Here is a 15,593-nt window from a genome sequence, read left to right as displayed (position 1 = left end):
GGAACGAAAGTGGCTAACCAAGTGAAATCCGATAAGGATTATTCCCAATATTTTCAGCCTCCTTCACTGACAGATGCTAAGAAGCGCGGAAAAGAAGAAATCGCCGTTCACTATGACTTTCATATCCCTGAGGACATGCAGGGGTTCGGCAAAGATAAATATTATTTAATTCGCACTTACGGATGCCAGATGAATGAGCATGATACAGAAGTTATGAGAGGCTTGCTTGAACAAATGGGTTATCAGACAACGGAGGACAAATATCAAGCAGATGTTATTTTGCTAAATACTTGTGCAATCCGTGAAAATGCTGAGGACAAAGTGTTCGGTGAGCTTGGACACCTGAAGGCACTCAAAGCGCAGAAGCCAGGTCTTGTACTTGGCGTATGCGGTTGTATGTCCCAGGAAGAAGCGGTTGTGAACCGGATCATGCAGAAGCATGCTTTTGTTGATTTAATTTTTGGTACGCATAATATTCATCGTCTGCCGGCTTTATTGAAAGATGCTTTTTATAATAAAGAAATGGTTGTTGAAGTTTGGTCTAAAGAAGGCGACATTGTTGAAAATTTACCGAAGAAACGGGAAGGTATCCGTGCTTGGGTGAACATTATGTTCGGTTGCGATAAGTTCTGCACATACTGCATTGTCCCCTATACGCGCGGCAAAGAGAGAAGTCGCAGACCGCAGGATGTGCTTGCCGAAGTAAGAGATCTTGCCCGTCAAGGATTTCAGGAAATTACGCTGCTTGGACAAAATGTCAATGCCTATGGCAAAGACTTTGAAGATATTACGTATTCTTTCGCTAATTTGATGGATGACATTCGCAAAATCGATGTACCCAGAATTCGTTTTACAACCTCGCATCCACGGGATTTTGATGATGAATTGATTGAGGTGTTAGGCAAGGGCGGTAACTTGGTTGAACACATCCATCTGCCTGTTCAGGCGGGTAATACCGAAGTGCTTAAACGGATGAGCAGAAAATATTCCAGAGATCATTATTTACAATTAGCTCGCAAGATTAAAGCAACGATGCCGGATGTCGTTCTGACTACGGACATTATTGTAGGTTTTCCTGGGGAAACAGACGAGCAATTCGAAGATACAATGTCGCTCTATGAGGAAGTAGGATTCGATTTCGCGTTTACATTTATTTATTCGCCGCGAGAAGGTACGCCTGCTGCTGATATGGAAGATAATGTTCCGATGGAAGTGAAGAAGCAGCGTTTGTACCGCTTGAATGAGCTTGTGAATGCTCACAGTAAAGCAAGCAACGAGAAGCTGCTGGGCGAAACGGTTGAAGTACTGGTCGAAGGCGAAAGTAAAAATAATGCCGATGTACTTGCAGGACGCACGCGTACGAATAAGTTGATACATTTTACCGGATCTAAGGAGCTTATCGGTCAAATGATCAATGTGAAAGTGACGCATGCGCAAACATGGATCTTAAAGGGTGAGATCGTAGAGGAACCTTTGAAATTGTCCATTTAATTCGTTGTTAATATAGACAGGAGTGTGTATGTAAGTGTCCCAATGTGATCATCAACATAACGATAACCAGCCTCATGCATTCAAAGTAGAGGAATTTACGAATACGGAAATGATCGTTCGTGAAGATATTTTAGACAAAGCCAAGGAACTGGCTAATTTGCTGACGACTTCGAATGAAGTGCAATTTTATCAAAAGGCAGAAAAACAAATTGCAAACAACCCGGACATTCAAGTATTAATTAGTTCGATTAAAAAGAAGCAAAAAGAAATCGTTGCGTTCCAAACATTCCAAAATGAGAAAATGGTTCAAAAAATCGAGAATGAAATTGAAGTTCTGCAAGATGAACTAGATGGAATTCCAATTGTTAGTGAATTTAAACAAACACAAGATGATATCAATTATTTATTGCAGCTTGTAATGTCGGTCATTCGTGATACGATTTCCGATAAAATCAATGTAGAAGCAGGATCTGCTGAAGCGCCGACATCTTGTGATTAAGATGACTTCCTGCGGGAATTCAAGAATCGCCATCTACTCAGGCTCCAGCTTGATGTGAGTGGCGATTTTTTCCAAAAGGACGAATAGGAAATACGAAGGAGGGGTTGTCATGCTTACCGTACGTAATCTAAGTAAAGTATATCCGCCAGACAATCAGGTACTTTCTCAAATCAGCTTTCAAGTGGATGAAGGCGAGTTTATTGCAGTTATTGGAAGCAGCGGGAGCGGGAAAACAACCTTACTGCGCTGCATCAGTCATCAAGAAAAGTGGACAAGCGGGCAGCTAATTTATAATTCGAATGATATCTCAAAGCCAGGTCCTTGGGAGCGATTCAAATTAGGCAAGGATTTCGCTTTCCTTGAAGAAAAGCCTTCACTGAACAGAAATAAAAGCGCTGTCAAAAATGTGACGATGGGCAGGGTGTTTCAAGCGCCTCTACGAGTTCTAACAGGCATGACATCCCGAGACGAGCATGTGGATAGCATGGACTACTTGGAGAAGGTGGGCCTGCTTGATAAAGGTGACAAAAAGGTTGGCCAACTAAGCGGTGGTGAACAGCAGCGTGTAGCTATTGCCAAAGCTTTAATTCTTGGACCTAAAGTGCTTGTTGCCGATGAGCCAGTTTCAGGGTTAGATCCGAAGTCGACGGAATATATCCTTCAGGATTTGAAATCTTTATGTAATGATAGGAATATGAGTGTAATCGCTACTTTGCACAAGGTTGAGTTAGCGGAGCGATTTGCAACACGCATTTGGGGAATAGCTGATGGGAAAATTGTACTCGACATTCCTGCAAGATCGTTAACAATGCGTGAGAAAAAGCTTATATTTGGTGAAGTATGATCCAGGTCTTATTCGTTTGTTTAGGAAATATTTGTCGCTCCCCCATGGCGGAAGCCGTTTTTCGTCACCAGGTTAAACAGGCGGGTCTTGTCCAAAAAATTGCCATTGACTCAGCTGGCACAGGGGATTGGCATATTGGTCATCCGCCTCATCAAGGAACAAGGGATATTTTGGATAAAAATCTGATTGACTACAAGGGCATGCAAGCTCGCCAGGTAACATCAGATGATTTCGTGCAGTTCACATACATCATTGCCATGGATGAAAGTAATGTCAAGAATTTAGCTGCGTTTGCTCCTCCGCCGAAGGATGGCGAGAAGCGAGCTTCGATTCACAAGTTGCTGGATTTTGCACCAGCCCGTACGAATAAAGATGTGCCAGACCCGTATTATACCGGCAATTTTCAAGAAGTTTACGAGATGGTGGAAGAGAGCTGCGCTAGATTACTTGATTTTATTATTGAAAAAGAACATCCTACAACGGATTAAAAGCAAAATAAAAAGCAAAGGTGAGAGTGATTATTCTCTACCTTTGCTTTTTTTGTCATATTAGATTACGGTCAGACCCGTACGCTGCAAGCAATCAGAAATCGCTTTACGCATGATTGGATAAATAGGGATGATTACGTCTGTTGGCCCTATTTCAAACAAGCCACTTCGATTATGAACCGTAGCCCCTTTCACATAAATGCGGAAGTGCTCAGAACCAGGCGCTAGATGTGTGGATTCTTGGTTAGCTGATCGAGCATTCACGAAAGTGATAGCTTTAAGTGTAGAATTATCATAAGGAACAATACTGATTATATGGTCTAGTTTAAAATAATAATTAACGTGCGGCTTGTGAAATATCAATTCTTTGGTCGTGACCGTCAGACCGTAGTCCTTTTTCTTATGAGACATTTTCAAGTCGCCGTCCAGCGATTTTATTTGAATGAAATCCGAGTTCATGGCAAAGCCCTCCTTCACGATTCATGATGATTGCTTGTCATAACAGAATAACACAGATCATCATGCTTGTTAATGGAGGGTCTTGGTTACTACTTTTGCTGAAAAAGGATCGAGCATTCTGTCCCGTGATTTAAGCTGCTGCTGAAAGAAATTTTCCCATTCATCATTTTGATAATACTCATTACGACGACGAGCCCAAGCCCAGTTCCTTGTTCTTTGGTCGTATAGAATGGCATTCCCAGAGAATCTATTTGCGATTGGGTCATTCCAACTCCTGTATCGGTTATTGAAATTTGGACAGCATTTGGCAGCTTGCAGGTGCGAAGGGAAATGAGACCGCCGGTAGGCATGGATTCGATGGAATTTTTAACCAGATTCATTAAGCATTGCCGAAGTTTTTTGGATTCCCCTAGGATATAGAGTGGTTCTTCGCTTAGGTGCGTGATTTCGATCACAACCTGATGATTTGTTGCAAACGGAGTGATGAATCGAATCGTTCCTTCTAATTCCTCTTTAATATCGAGTTGTTCATGCAAGCCGGTAGACGGTTTGGCATAGTTCAAATAATCATTGATTATGGTGTTCGCTTGATCGACGCCGGATAGGGCAAGCTCAATATATCGTTTTTGATCATAGAGCGAGAGTTCTTTCTGATCTAATAACTGTAGGAAGCCACGGATAGAGGTTAAGGGATTTCGTATCTCATGAGAGATTGTGGCGGCTAATTGGCCAACCATACGATCCTTTTCTAAAGCGACGAGTCGCTGTCTATAATATTCATGCTTCTTTACATAGAAGATTACCGTGATGGTTAACAAGAGCGAAATAAAAGTAAACAATATGGTGTATAAAACATACATAGAGAAGTAAGTTCGTATGTAAGAAGCAAGCAGAGCATACAATACTTCGTACACGGCCAGCAAGCACGCTGCATAACATAATTTGAGTTTAAGGTTCATTTGATTAACTTTATTTCGAATATAATAACTGCCAAGTAAGATGAAAGCACTGCTTAGCAATGCCGGTTGCCAATAATAATGAAGGACAATCATGCAGCCAAGATTGAAACTAATCCAAGTCATGGCAGCAGGAATAAATCCAGCAAATAAAATGACAGTAACTAAACTTAAAGGTAGAAAGTGAAGTGCATAGATGAAGGGATCGATATCTTCAAAGTTCCAGTAAAAGATAAGCAGTATGACGAGCAGAATTCCGAACAGTATATTGCGATGCTGCTCTTTGTAAATGAATATAGGAGTGAGAACCAGATGGATTAATGTAGCACTGAAGAGGTAGAAGAGACCATGCAGTTCATGGGAAATGATTGAATGGAGCAAAATAAGTGCCATCCTTTCCAAATGTACGACATTATCTTTGTTATTTCTACATTATCTCACAGAAATAGACCTAATCAATAGAAAAGGCTTATTTTGAATGCTAAAGATTTGATAAAGACTTATGGTGTTATCGCTATAAACCGCTGTATAATAGGAGATACCATGTGTGCAAGCGTTTACAAATTCTAGGGATTTGAAAACGAGGAGAGATGAGGATGAGGGCGTGCTCACAAGTTTGCGGTGTTGTCTTTAATCCGATTGACGAAGATTATGTAAACGTATGCGAGGAGTGCGAGGTTGCCGGGAAAGATGGGCATGAAGATGAGGCTGAGGATCGATTAGAGACTTCAAGCTATTATTTGGGAAAGTGCGGCTTAATCATCGATTATTTGTTGTAATTAAGGCGCGAGTTAAAAAAAGGTTGATTACCAGAGATTTCTTGTTACAATGATAGTAGATTTACTATTCATACTATTCAATATTTATGCGGTTCATTTTTGAAAGGAGACCTTGCATGGTAACTTTACCTAAATTGAACGATCTCGGATTTTTCGAGATAAGACTGGAATCCATCGGCGGTCTCGGCGCCAATCTGGCAGGTAAGATGCTGGCGGAAGCGGGAGTTGTTGGAGTTGGATTGAACGGAGTTAGTTTTTCTTCTTATGGTTCAGAGAAGAAAGGATCAGCAGTGAAAGCGCATATTAGGTTTTGTGACATGGATACGAATATACGGGATACTTCACCTGTAGAACGACCGCATGTTGTTGGTGTTTTTCACGAATCGCTTTCCAAAACTGTAAACGTTATCAGTGGCATCTATGAAGATAGTACAGTATTAGTAAATTCAACGAAAACGCCTGACGAACTCAAGGAAAAGATGAAGCTAAGAGGCGGCACAATTGCCGTTATCGATGCCATCGGAATCTCGTTGGAGGAGAAAAACCGGGTTAACATGGCTATGCTCGGTGCGCTGTTCCGTTTATGTGATTTTCTCGATCCGGATGTTATGAGAGGCGTTATTCGCAAATCATTAGAGAAGAAATATCCGCTGGCTGTTGCACCAGCCTTACGAACATTCGACCGCGGGTACAATGAAGTTCAATTCCAGTCGTATGCGCTTCCAGAAGGTGAGAAGATGCCTGATTTCGTCCGTTTCGATACGCCTGTACTCGGGTACGAAACGCAAACGATCGGCGGTGTCATATCCAATCCAGGAAACAGTATTCTCAAGGATTTAAGTATTTCTCGTGCGGGGATGATGCCGCATTTCCATGAAGATAAATGTATTCACTGTGCTTCTTGCGATAATGTATGTCCGGACTTCTGCTTTGTGTGGGACGAACTCCCGGACAAAAAAGGGCGTCCGCAAATGTTTTTGCAGGGCATTGACTATCAATACTGCAAAGGTTGCCTCAAATGTGTACAAGCTTGTCCGACCGAAGCGCTCACGGATGAGCGTGAAGTAGACGGTTATGCCGATAATCACCGTATGCCACATCGCTTCAATCTAGCTATGAACTCTTAGAGAGTATTTATGGGAGAAGGGTGGAACTACTCGTATGTCCATTGATATCAAGAAGGAATTAGGGCAGGCCAAGGTAGAGCAACGCATTGTATACGAATCAGGCAACGAGATGGCGGCTTATGCAGCACATCAAATTAATTACCACGTCATGGGATATTTCCCGATATCTCCATCCACGGAAGTAGCCCAGTTCCTAGATCTTATGAAGTCCAACGGACAACATGATATCGTGCTCATTCCCGCAGACGGGGAGCATGGATCTGCAGGTATATGCTATGGCGCTTCAACTGCTGGCGGCCGCGTATTCAACGCGACAAGCGCCAACGGTTATTTGTACATGTTGGAACAAATGCCGGTACAGTCCGGTACACGCTTTCCGATGGTTATGAACTTGGTATGCCGGTCTGTCTCGGGCCCCTTGAACATCCATGGGGATCACTCGGACTTGTATTATGCCTTAAATACAGGGTGGCCGATCGTGATGTGCCGTGACCCGCAATCCGTTTACGATATGAATATTATCGCCTTAAAGCTGGCGGAAGATCCGGCGGTGCGCTTGCCGGTCTTGGTTGCTTCTGACGGTTATTTCACGTCCCACCAAAAACGCAGAGTCCAGACGTTCGCCAATCGTGAAGATGTACATGCATTTATCGGCGAACAGCCGAAAGGCTTCCCAGATACGTTAGATCGGAATAATCCGATCACGGTTGGTCCCTATATGAATGAACCGGATTACATTAATAACTGTTACCAGCAGTCAATGGCTATGTACAACGCCGAGGGCGTGTACGATCGTATTCGGCAGGAATATGCCGAATTAACTGGCCGTGACTATCCGATTCTTGAGCTGTATCGGATGGAGGACGCGGAAGTCGCGGTGTTCCTGATGAATTCGGCATCCGAAATCATCAAGGACGTCGTCGACCAACTTCGCGCGAAGGGCATTAAAGCCGGCTCCATTGCGCCGAATATGATCCGACCTTTCCCAGCCAAGCAGATTGCAGATGCTTTGCAGAACGTGAAGGCGATTACCGTTGGCGATCGCGCGGATTCGTATGGCGGCCATGGCGGCAATATGGTCAATGAAATTAAAGCGGCGCTGTTCACACACGGGAACAGAGATACGCTTGTTATAAGCCGCATCTACGGCTTAGGTGGCAAGGACTTTTATGCCGAAGACGGGCATAACCTGTTCCAATTTGCCATTGACGCTGTGCAAAGCGGCAAGGTGGAAGTGCCCTTCGACTACTACGGACACACGCCGGGTGACCCGGCTAAAGCGCCGAAGCGGGTGCTGACGCCGATGAAGTATGAGGATTTGAAGACGGGACTTATCACAGTAACGCCGGATGAGGCCTCGGGCAAACTGAACGTTCGGATCCCACCGCTGCGCGCACTGACGAAAAAGCCGAAGCGTATTGCTCCGGGTCATGGTGCATGTCCAGGCTGTGGGATCTTCTCGGGCCTGGAAATGTTTTTCAAAGGCATAGAGGGCGATATTGTCTCGATCTTCCATACGGGCTGTGCGATGGTTGTGACGACGGGGTATCCGTATTCAGCACACAAGGCGACGTATATTCATAACTTGTTCCAGAACGGCGCTGCAACGCTTTCAGGGGTTGTGGAGATGTTCTGGGAGCGTAAACGCCGTGGAGAGCTTGATCATCTGGGGTTGAAGGACGATTTCACCTTCGTCATGATTACAGGCGACGGCGGTATGGATATCGGCATGGGGCCAGCCATTGGAGCTGCTCTGCGCAACCATAAAATGATTATCCTTGAGTATGATAACGAGGGCTACATGAATACCGGCGCTCAGCTGTCCTATTCAACGCCGATGGGCCACCGCACGTCAACATCGAACGTCGGAAAGCATCAAGGCGGAAAAGTGTTCCACCACAAGGATACAGCGCAAATTATGGCTGCTACGCATATTCCATATGTCTTTACTGGATCTGAGGCGTATCCACAGGATCTCGTGAAAAAGGCGGCGAAAGCGCAGTGGTATGCTCAGAACGAGGGCTTGGTGTACGGCAAGATTCTGATTGCCTGCCCGCTCAACTGGCTGTCTGACGACCAAGAAGGGTCCAACATTGTAGGCGCTGCGGTAGACTCCTGTTTCTTCCCGCTGTATGAAGTTGAACACGGGATAACGAGTATCACCTACAACCCTGAGGATAAGAACAAGAAGATTCCTTTATCCGATTGGCTGAAAACGATGGGGAAAACGAAGCATATGACGAAGCCGGAATATGAGGGCTCTCTCAAATCATTCGAGGTCGAAGTTGAGCGACGTTGGAATCGGTTAAAAGCGAAGCACGAGAACGCTTATTTGTAATAGCAATTATACGAACGAGGCACGTTCACCCTGTGCGGTGAACGTGCCTTTTTAATGGAGGATACCCTAATGCCCTATGTCTTGCAAAACAAAAAAACAGATCAACTCTACACTTGCACATTAGTCAATCATTATGGGCTAGCTTATTATGGCGTGAAATATTGGTCTGAGCTGGAGGAGGCTAATGAGCTTTCGCACGCTTTTATCCTCACCATAGAAGGTTCAGTTGCTGAGGATTGGCAAGTTATTGAGTTAGAAGAATCGGAGATGAAGCTTTGTAACGTGAAGCTGAAAAATGATGTAAACCTCTCTGTAATTTGGCTTCCAACACGAAAACCAGAGGTCCGGAAATTGGAAAATTAAACCGCGTCGTCAATAGGTATGCAGCCATGCAGCCATATAGAGTAAGCGACAAAAAACGCAACCTTTCGCCTATATTCGCTATTCACGCCCTGAAACTATAATAAGGGTATGAATGAAAAATATGACAGCATTGGAGAGTGTTTGAGGCGATGAAAAAATGGGCGATGGTTATTAGCATACTTGTTTTAGCGCTTACTTTTGTTTTACCAGCGGCCATTTCAGCAGACGAAAGTGTTTTGACCAAGGCACAGATCGTTTCGGGGGTAAGTTTTAGAGATCAACCGAACACGGCAAGCAATGTCATCCGAATGTTGAAAACGAATGAAATTGTCACGGTAACGGATTATGTCACAACGAACTGGTACAAAGTCAAGGATGCTCAAGGAGTGAGCGGCTATGTATCTACGAACAGTAAATACATAAAAGTCATCAGCAATGCAGAAATCATTTATGGCGTTAACTTTCGTACACTTCCATCTTCGGATAGCGGATCTAAAGTGATTCGGATGCTGAGTAAAGGAGAAGAAGTTCTTGTAACAGATAAAGTGAATGATAGTTGGTATAAAATTCAGGACGCGAGTGGTACAAGCGGTTACGTAAGCACAAGCAGCAAATACATGGTAACGGATTTCTCGGTGTCGGTTCCCAATAGACCCCTTGCAGATGAGATCGAAGCGGTGATTGCCGCAGGCAATGTTTATTTAGGGACACCGTACGAGTTTGGCTCCACTCGAAACGACCCGACCACCTTCGACTGCTCGGATTTCGTGCAAACGATGTTCTGGGACGCTTTACGTTTCTCGGTACCCAGTGATTCAGCATCACAAGGTGAATTTGTACGTTCCCTAGGACCTGTTAGCACAGATTGGACGAAATTAAAGCGTGGCGACTTGATGTTCTTCAGTTCCTACAAAGGCAGTAAAGCTTCAGATTATGCGAATATCAATGTATTCAAGGAACCGATCACGCATGTAGGGCTTTATTTGGGGAATGGAAGCATATTGCATACGTACTCCATTGAATCCGGTGGTGTTCGGGTAGATACGATTGATGGAAAGCAATGGGAAAATCGCTTTTTATATGGAGGAAGCGTTTTACGATAAGTGATGGTTCGATCAGAGGATTTTTGCCATATACTATAGATAGGGGCGGATGCAGTTGGCCAGCATCCGCTTCTTCCTGATTCTAAGGAGAAAGGAAGAACCTTATCTTTGAAACCTTCGACGGCAAACCAACCACTGGAATTTCGGAACACGACGGAAAGAGGACTAAACTTGGATACGGTTCATGAGCGAATCTTGCATTTCATGCGACTTGACCCTGCAGCTATCTACAAGTTTATTATCGGTACGGATTGTCAGGTACACCCAGGCCACACTAAATTTATTACAGGTGTAGTTATCCAGCGTATGGGAAAAGGAGCGTGGGCGTGCTACCGTCAAGTGATTGTCCATCGGGCATTACATTCGATTAAAGAAAAGCTTTCGATGGAAACTGCGCTCAGTGAAGAGATCGCAACGTACTTTGACGAGGCTAAGCGACAGGATATGGAGAATATTGTTCTTCCTCATCTGTACCAAGGCGCCTCTTTCGATATGTATATCCATATTGATGCTGGTGATGATGAGACTAAGAACCGGACGGCCAAATTCGTCCAAGAGATGGTGCGGCGAGTAGAATCTGTCGGCATGGTTCCTGTGATAAAACCGGATTGTTATGTAGCATCGGCCTATGCGAATCGTTTTTCAAAGAAACCTTATCTTCCGTTATACGAGGATCGTGAGGTAATCGATGGCAGTTTATAAGATGAGATTGAACCGTTTGTTCAGCGTGGTCACAGAGATCACGAGAGCTGACGGTTTTTTTGTTAAATGAGCGTATTATATCCAAATTGCATTTGAAAAAAGGATTTCTAACGTTTACTAGCGAAATAAATGCTGATGCAGCCTTAGAGAAAGGAGAATGATTGAACATGAGTAAAACGTTTATTATTGAGGCAGTCATGCTCGCCGTGCATGGTCAGTTGATGCTGCCGGGGCAGCCGGTTACGTATCTTATCCCATATACCAGTATACAAGAGCTTTATGAGCTTCACGCTGGCAGCGAGCCCATCATGCTTGAGGAAGAAGACGATGGTTTCGTTAAGCAAATGATTGGTGAGTTGATCGCATTTTTCGAGGAATCTTTTAATAAGAAAAAAATTGAAAAAGCGCTTGCCGTTCCGTGGCGGAAAAGTCCTCCGCTTCCGATTAATGAAGATGTGACCTTAATGGTTGTGTTTGCCATTGATAACGAAGCCTATGGCGAGCAATTCGACCCGATTGAGACGGAGTTAATTCTTACTGCCATCAAGGAGCAAGCAGCTTTATTAACGGATCAGTTAGAATTTATTGAGAGGTTGATCCAAGCAGAAATTCCTGTTCAGGCCTTTGATGTGGAGGACTTCGAATTCGCGGTAGAAGGTGACAATCAGGTTTAGCGAAAGGGAGCGGATGAATACAATTATGCGTGTAAAAGATCTTGAGGAGCAATTGGCCTTATTGCCTGCATACTGGTTTCCTGGTCAAACTTGGACGATGCGTATAGGTACGGGAGGAATGAATAATACGACGCGATTTGTTGAGGTGGCCGGTACCACTTACGTCATGCGGTTGTATGAAACACATCGGGATATCGACAAAATTATTTTTGAACATCGCATTCTTTTGGCGCTAAATAAACGCAAAAATCAATTGCCATATCGCATCCCAGTGCCAGTCGAGCTCCCGGACGGTGGAACCGTCGTACAGCTGGATGACAGCCAAGGGAAGCTCGCGGCTTTGTTTACATTTACAGATGGTATGAATCCAACGTGGATGAATTCGCATCAATTGTTACAATTTGGAGCGGCTGTCGGTCAGCTTTCTGCCGTTTTGGGAACGGTATCTGTCGATCTAAAACCTGTTTATCCTCCGTACTATGAGATAGAGAATATTCATCCCCGCTGCACACCGGATGCGATTCATGAGTTCTGTACGTACCCTCCGGAATCGTTTGCTGCACTGCGCGAGGAGCTAAAATACATTTTTGAACGATTTTCTGCGTTATATCAAGCGATTCCGTCACTGCGAAAATTGCCTCACCAACTTGTGCATGGGGACATAAACGGATCGAACATGCTTGTAGATGAGGAAGGACGAGTTACTGCCGTACTTGATTTTGAGTTCGTAACCAAGGATCTTCGCGTTATGGAAATCGCGGTCTGCTTGTCGGACCTGATTGATCCGTCACTTTCTAAAGCGGAGTTAAAACGTAATTGCTCAGCTTTTTTTGAGGGATACCAGCAGTCGGTTGTGCTAAAAGATGCAGAGATTCAAGTTCTGCCTTTGCTGATTGAACTTCGGAGGCTGGATGTCTTTATTCATTTCTTGGGACGATATGCAGATGGTGTTGATCCGCAGGGTGTGCTGATTGATATCATTCAAAATACATTTGAAAAAACGAAATGGCTGCAGGAACATAGCCTTGAACTTGTCCACTGCTTACAAAATAAGCAATTAGACTAGTTGAACTGTACAACCGTAAGTATCACGACGGGAATACCCTATACTACCAAAGGAAAAGGTGGTGCTGGTGGTATGCCAAAAGGAGCTTATCCGGGAAATCTTCGCGCAATACCGAATTGTGCCCGTTTTTGCACGAATGTATGTACACGTTTGTTTGTAGTTGGCCGTAATCAATGTATTGTGGACTGTTTACGATGTGCTGGAATACGCGGGAATGCGAAAACGAAACCGTTACTTACTAAAAAGGAAGTTAATAAGCCAAAACGCAAATGTAATTGCGGCTGTGGCAAATGTAAGTAAATCTTGAAGCTGCCGGGGGGTACTCGGCAGTTTTTTTATTTGCGATAAGCCGCCATGGAAGGCATACTAACCTTTAGGTGAGTAAGACACGTTTTTTTCAGCTCTTTTTTTGTTGCCTAGCTTCGCCTATACTGTACTAAGAAACCATTAATTGGTGAAATATGAATAGATGCTTACAAGGTAAGTTTTTCTATGGACATTTGAAGGAGGAAACACAATGGTTTATCAAGCTAGTCCAACCCGTTATGCAGAAATGAAATATAATCGTTCCGGTAAATCCGGACTTAAGCTCCCAGCGATTTCGTTAGGGTTGTGGCACAATTTTGGCGGATTGGATATTCATGAAAATGGACGGGCAATGCTGCTTCGCTCGTTTGACCTCGGGATTACACATTTTGATTTGGCGAATAACTATGGTCCTCCCCCGGGATCAGCTGAAGAAATGTTCGGTAAGGTGCTGAAAAGTGACCTGGGCGCTTACCGCGATGAAATGATCATTTCCACGAAGGCGGGCTACCACATGTGGGAAGGTCCTTATGGGGAGTGGGGTTCCAAGAAATATTTAGTGTCCTCTTTGGATCAAAGCTTGAAACGAATGGGACTTGAGTACGTGGATATTTTCTATTCGCACAGACCGGATCCAAACACGCCATTTGAAGAAACAATGGCTGCGCTTGATCAAATTGTTCGTCAAGGTAAAGCTCTTTATGTTGGTCTTTCCAATTATACGGCAGAACAGACCAAAGAGGCGGCTACAATTCTGAAAGGTCTTGGGACGCCACTGCTGATTCACCAACCTTCCTACAGCATGCTGAATCGCTGGATTGAGGGTGGACTGCAGGATGTGCTGGACGAATTCGGAGCGGGTAGCATTGCGTTTTGTCCGCTTGCTCAAGGCTTGTTGACTAACAAATATGTGAGTGGTATTCCGAGTGATTCACGTGCTGGCGGGAAAAGCCAATTCCTGAATACAAAGGACATCACAGAAGAAAAGCTGAACCAAATTATTCAGCTAAACGAGTTGGCTTCAAGCCGTGGTCAAAGCTTAGCGCAAATGGCTCTGGCTTGGGTGCTTCGCGGCGGACGCGTCACTTCAGCGCTGATCGGTGCGAGCCGTGTGTCGCAAATTGAGGAAAACGTAGCCGCTCTGAAAAATCTGGAGTTCGCTCCGGAAGAGTTGGAACAAATCGAAAAAATCCTGAAGTAAGCTTCAGGATTCCAAACGTTTATCAATCGCTTCGGACATTGTTCGATCCGTAAGATGCGCATAGATTTGCGTCGTTTCTGGTGAGGCATGTCCAAGCTGCTCTTGCGTTTTGTACAAATCGTTCTGTAAGTAGTAATCTGTGGCGAACGAGTGCCGCAGTTTGTGAACGGACAAGTAGGGCTTGCCGAATCGCTTCGCGTATTTGATCACAAGCTCTTGTATGGCCCTCTTGGTCATACGAACGCCTTCTTTTTTGCCATTTGCGATGGCAAGGAAGAGGGCTTTTTCTTTTTTGATCGGTTTATACTGCGTTTGACGAATGGCTAGATAGTCTGTTAGCGCTTGAATAGCATCTTGACGGAAGTATACAGGGGTTTTGAACGTATCATCGTTTTTCCCCTTGCGATACACATGGGTTAGTTTTTTCTTGAGATCAATATCATCCACATTTAAATTGAAAACCTCGGACACGCGCAGCCCGGAATTCAGAATTAACGTAATGATGCAGATATCCCTAATTTTATTGCGTTCATAGGAGTAAATGGCTTGTTTGTTTGAAGCGACATCATGCTCGTAACCGTTCTGAACATAGTCGATGAACTGGGAAATTTCCTCTTCCTGCAGCAACTTCCCTTCCAGCTTGGCGGCACTATCCTTTGGCCTGTGAGACCGCTTAATTTCCACTTTGGCCATGACATTACGCTTCAGTAACGGGTAGAAATTCTCATCTTCGGCGATTTGGCTTAAATAGTGAAACAGCGAACGAAGTGCAGATAACTTTCGATTAATGGTTGTCTTAACGTTGGCTTGTTCTTTCCGTGTAGCAAGGAACATGCGGAAGTTATCGACGCTGTCCATATGAAGCTTCTCTAAATCTTCCAATGGAACTTGGTTCATGGACGTTGCAGTGCTAAGTCCTTCGGCAAGCAGCCAAGAGAGGAATATTTCATAATCCCGTACGTACTCCAGTAACGAAGAAGGGGAAAGATCGGGCAGCTTGTAATTGATAAATTTCTCTATATACCAGGGCATGGAGGGAATTCTTTTTTCTAATTCATGTCGGTCTTTGACTTTAATGATGTTCATAGCTTTAGTCACCTCTTTTACGTCTGCATGCTGTAAGTATAGCAGTGAGAGAAAGAAATTGGTAGAAGAAGGATGACTCTGAGCTCTTGCACCATATGTTATGATGACTAG

16 protein-coding genes are annotated in these 15,593 nt (G+C 44.2%); 13 read left to right on the top strand and 3 right to left on the bottom strand.

What is annotated here, in order from left to right; translation table 11 throughout:
* Window positions 1-9: 9 nt before the first annotated feature.
* The 4 genes from miaB to J2Z65_RS01050 all read left to right on the top strand — a co-directional run bounded on the left by miaB (window position 10) and on the right by J2Z65_RS01050 (window position 3,322).
* Window positions 10-1,491, top strand: coding sequence for a tRNA (N6-isopentenyl adenosine(37)-C2)-methylthiotransferase MiaB (gene miaB / locus J2Z65_RS01065; RefSeq protein ID WP_209855650.1), 1,482 nt, complete (start codon window positions 10-12; stop codon window positions 1,489-1,491).
* A 109-nt stretch (window positions 1,492-1,600) separates the two neighbouring features.
* A complete protein-coding gene (locus J2Z65_RS01060; protein ID WP_167056893.1) occupies window positions 1,601-1,990 on the top strand; it encodes a YlbF/YmcA family competence regulator in 390 nt (129 codons plus the stop codon).
* A gap of 109 nt (window positions 1,991-2,099) precedes the next feature.
* A complete protein-coding gene (locus J2Z65_RS01055; protein ID WP_167056359.1) occupies window positions 2,100-2,834 on the top strand; it encodes a phosphonate ABC transporter ATP-binding protein in 735 nt (244 codons plus the stop codon).
* The gene (locus J2Z65_RS01050; RefSeq protein WP_167056362.1) at window positions 2,831-3,322 is read left to right on the top strand and encodes a low molecular weight protein-tyrosine-phosphatase; all 492 of its coding nucleotides are present in this window, start codon (window positions 2,831-2,833) and stop codon (window positions 3,320-3,322) included. Before J2Z65_RS01055 ends, J2Z65_RS01050 begins: the two co-directional genes overlap by 4 nt.
* A 60-nt stretch (window positions 3,323-3,382) precedes the next feature.
* Here J2Z65_RS01050 and J2Z65_RS01045 read toward each other — a convergent pair whose 3' ends face one another.
* Together J2Z65_RS01045 and J2Z65_RS01040 are read right to left on the bottom strand one after the other, a co-directional pair.
* Entirely contained in the window at window positions 3,383-3,781 is a 399-nt protein-coding gene (locus J2Z65_RS01045) for a hypothetical protein (protein WP_193580868.1), read from the bottom strand.
* A gap of 89 nt (window positions 3,782-3,870) precedes the next feature.
* A complete protein-coding gene (locus J2Z65_RS01040; RefSeq protein WP_167056365.1) occupies window positions 3,871-5,118 on the bottom strand; it encodes a sensor histidine kinase in 1,248 nt (415 codons plus the stop codon).
* 215 nt (window positions 5,119-5,333) lie between these two features.
* Here J2Z65_RS01040 and J2Z65_RS01035 point away from each other — a divergent pair, with 215 nt between their 5' ends.
* From J2Z65_RS01035 to mgrA, 9 genes are all read left to right on the top strand, one after another.
* On the top strand, window positions 5,334-5,516 hold the full coding sequence (locus J2Z65_RS01035; RefSeq protein ID WP_167056368.1) for a hypothetical protein: 183 nt from the start codon (window positions 5,334-5,336) through the stop codon (window positions 5,514-5,516).
* Between the two features lie 116 nt (window positions 5,517-5,632).
* Window positions 5,633-6,643: a 2-oxoacid:acceptor oxidoreductase family protein gene (locus J2Z65_RS01030; RefSeq protein WP_167056371.1), complete on the top strand. Its 1,011-nt coding sequence runs from the start codon at window positions 5,633-5,635 to the stop codon at window positions 6,641-6,643.
* 34 nt (window positions 6,644-6,677) lie between these two features.
* Complete coding sequence (locus J2Z65_RS01025; RefSeq protein ID WP_167056374.1) at window positions 6,678-8,981, top strand: thiamine pyrophosphate-dependent enzyme; 2,304 nt, start codon at window positions 6,678-6,680, stop codon at window positions 8,979-8,981.
* Between the two features lie 69 nt (window positions 8,982-9,050).
* Window positions 9,051-9,344: a hypothetical protein gene (locus tag J2Z65_RS01020; protein ID WP_167056377.1), complete on the top strand. Its 294-nt coding sequence runs from the start codon at window positions 9,051-9,053 to the stop codon at window positions 9,342-9,344.
* 149 nt (window positions 9,345-9,493) lie between these two features.
* Complete coding sequence (locus tag J2Z65_RS01015; RefSeq protein WP_209855648.1) at window positions 9,494-10,447, top strand: C40 family peptidase; 954 nt, start codon at window positions 9,494-9,496, stop codon at window positions 10,445-10,447.
* A 108-nt stretch (window positions 10,448-10,555) separates the two neighbouring features.
* Window positions 10,556-11,149, top strand: a complete 594-nt coding sequence (locus J2Z65_RS01010) for a ribonuclease H-like YkuK family protein (RefSeq protein WP_244999130.1) — start codon at window positions 10,556-10,558, stop codon at window positions 11,147-11,149.
* Window positions 11,150-11,316: 167 nt separating this feature from the next.
* A complete protein-coding gene (locus J2Z65_RS01005; RefSeq protein ID WP_167056386.1) occupies window positions 11,317-11,823 on the top strand; it encodes an ADP-heptose synthase in 507 nt (168 codons plus the stop codon).
* 13 nt (window positions 11,824-11,836) lie between these two features.
* Entirely contained in the window at window positions 11,837-12,889 is a 1,053-nt protein-coding gene (locus J2Z65_RS01000) for a phosphotransferase (protein ID WP_167056389.1), read from the top strand.
* Between the two features lie 517 nt (window positions 12,890-13,406).
* Window positions 13,407-14,396, top strand: coding sequence for an L-glyceraldehyde 3-phosphate reductase (gene mgrA / locus J2Z65_RS00995; RefSeq protein WP_167056392.1), 990 nt, complete (start codon window positions 13,407-13,409; stop codon window positions 14,394-14,396).
* A 3-nt stretch (window positions 14,397-14,399) separates the two neighbouring features.
* Here mgrA and xerS read toward each other — a convergent pair whose 3' ends face one another.
* Window positions 14,400-15,482: a tyrosine recombinase XerS gene (xerS, locus tag J2Z65_RS00990; RefSeq protein ID WP_167056395.1), complete on the bottom strand. Its 1,083-nt coding sequence runs from the start codon at window positions 15,480-15,482 to the stop codon at window positions 14,400-14,402.
* Window positions 15,483-15,593: the final 111 nt, after the last annotated feature.

The organism is Paenibacillus aceris (assembly GCF_017874035.1).
Taxonomy (GTDB): Bacteria; Bacillota; Bacilli; order Paenibacillales; family NBRC-103111; genus Paenibacillus_E; species Paenibacillus_E aceris.
Note: the sequence above shows the minus strand (reverse complement) of the source record. Positions and strands in the feature narration are given on the sequence as shown.

Excerpts from the sequence above, each read along its gene's own strand:
- J2Z65_RS01045 (WP_193580868.1), bottom strand. The coding sequence starts at position 3,781 with ATGAACTCGGATTTCATTCAAATAAAATCGCTGGACGGCGACTTGAAA.
- J2Z65_RS01020 (WP_167056377.1), top strand. The coding sequence starts at position 9,051 with ATGCCCTATGTCTTGCAAAACAAAAAAACAGATCAACTCTACACTTGC.
- J2Z65_RS01000 (WP_167056389.1), top strand. The coding sequence starts at position 11,837 with ATGAATACAATTATGCGTGTAAAAGATCTTGAGGAGCAATTGGCCTTA.
- xerS (WP_167056395.1), bottom strand. The coding sequence starts at position 15,482 with ATGAACATCATTAAAGTCAAAGACCGACATGAATTAGAAAAAAGAATT.
- J2Z65_RS01005 (WP_167056386.1), top strand. The coding sequence starts at position 11,317 with ATGAGTAAAACGTTTATTATTGAGGCAGTCATGCTCGCCGTGCATGGT.
- J2Z65_RS01025 (WP_167056374.1), top strand. The coding sequence starts at position 6,678 with ATGTCCATTGATATCAAGAAGGAATTAGGGCAGGCCAAGGTAGAGCAA.
- J2Z65_RS01035 (WP_167056368.1), top strand. The coding sequence starts at position 5,334 with ATGAGGGCGTGCTCACAAGTTTGCGGTGTTGTCTTTAATCCGATTGAC.
- J2Z65_RS01060 (WP_167056893.1), top strand. The coding sequence starts at position 1,601 with ATGATCGTTCGTGAAGATATTTTAGACAAAGCCAAGGAACTGGCTAAT.
- mgrA (WP_167056392.1), top strand. The coding sequence starts at position 13,407 with ATGGTTTATCAAGCTAGTCCAACCCGTTATGCAGAAATGAAATATAAT.
- J2Z65_RS01055 (WP_167056359.1), top strand. The coding sequence starts at position 2,100 with ATGCTTACCGTACGTAATCTAAGTAAAGTATATCCGCCAGACAATCAG.
- J2Z65_RS01050 (WP_167056362.1), top strand. The coding sequence starts at position 2,831 with ATGATCCAGGTCTTATTCGTTTGTTTAGGAAATATTTGTCGCTCCCCC.
- J2Z65_RS01030 (WP_167056371.1), top strand. The coding sequence starts at position 5,633 with ATGGTAACTTTACCTAAATTGAACGATCTCGGATTTTTCGAGATAAGA.
- J2Z65_RS01015 (WP_209855648.1), top strand. The coding sequence starts at position 9,494 with ATGAAAAAATGGGCGATGGTTATTAGCATACTTGTTTTAGCGCTTACT.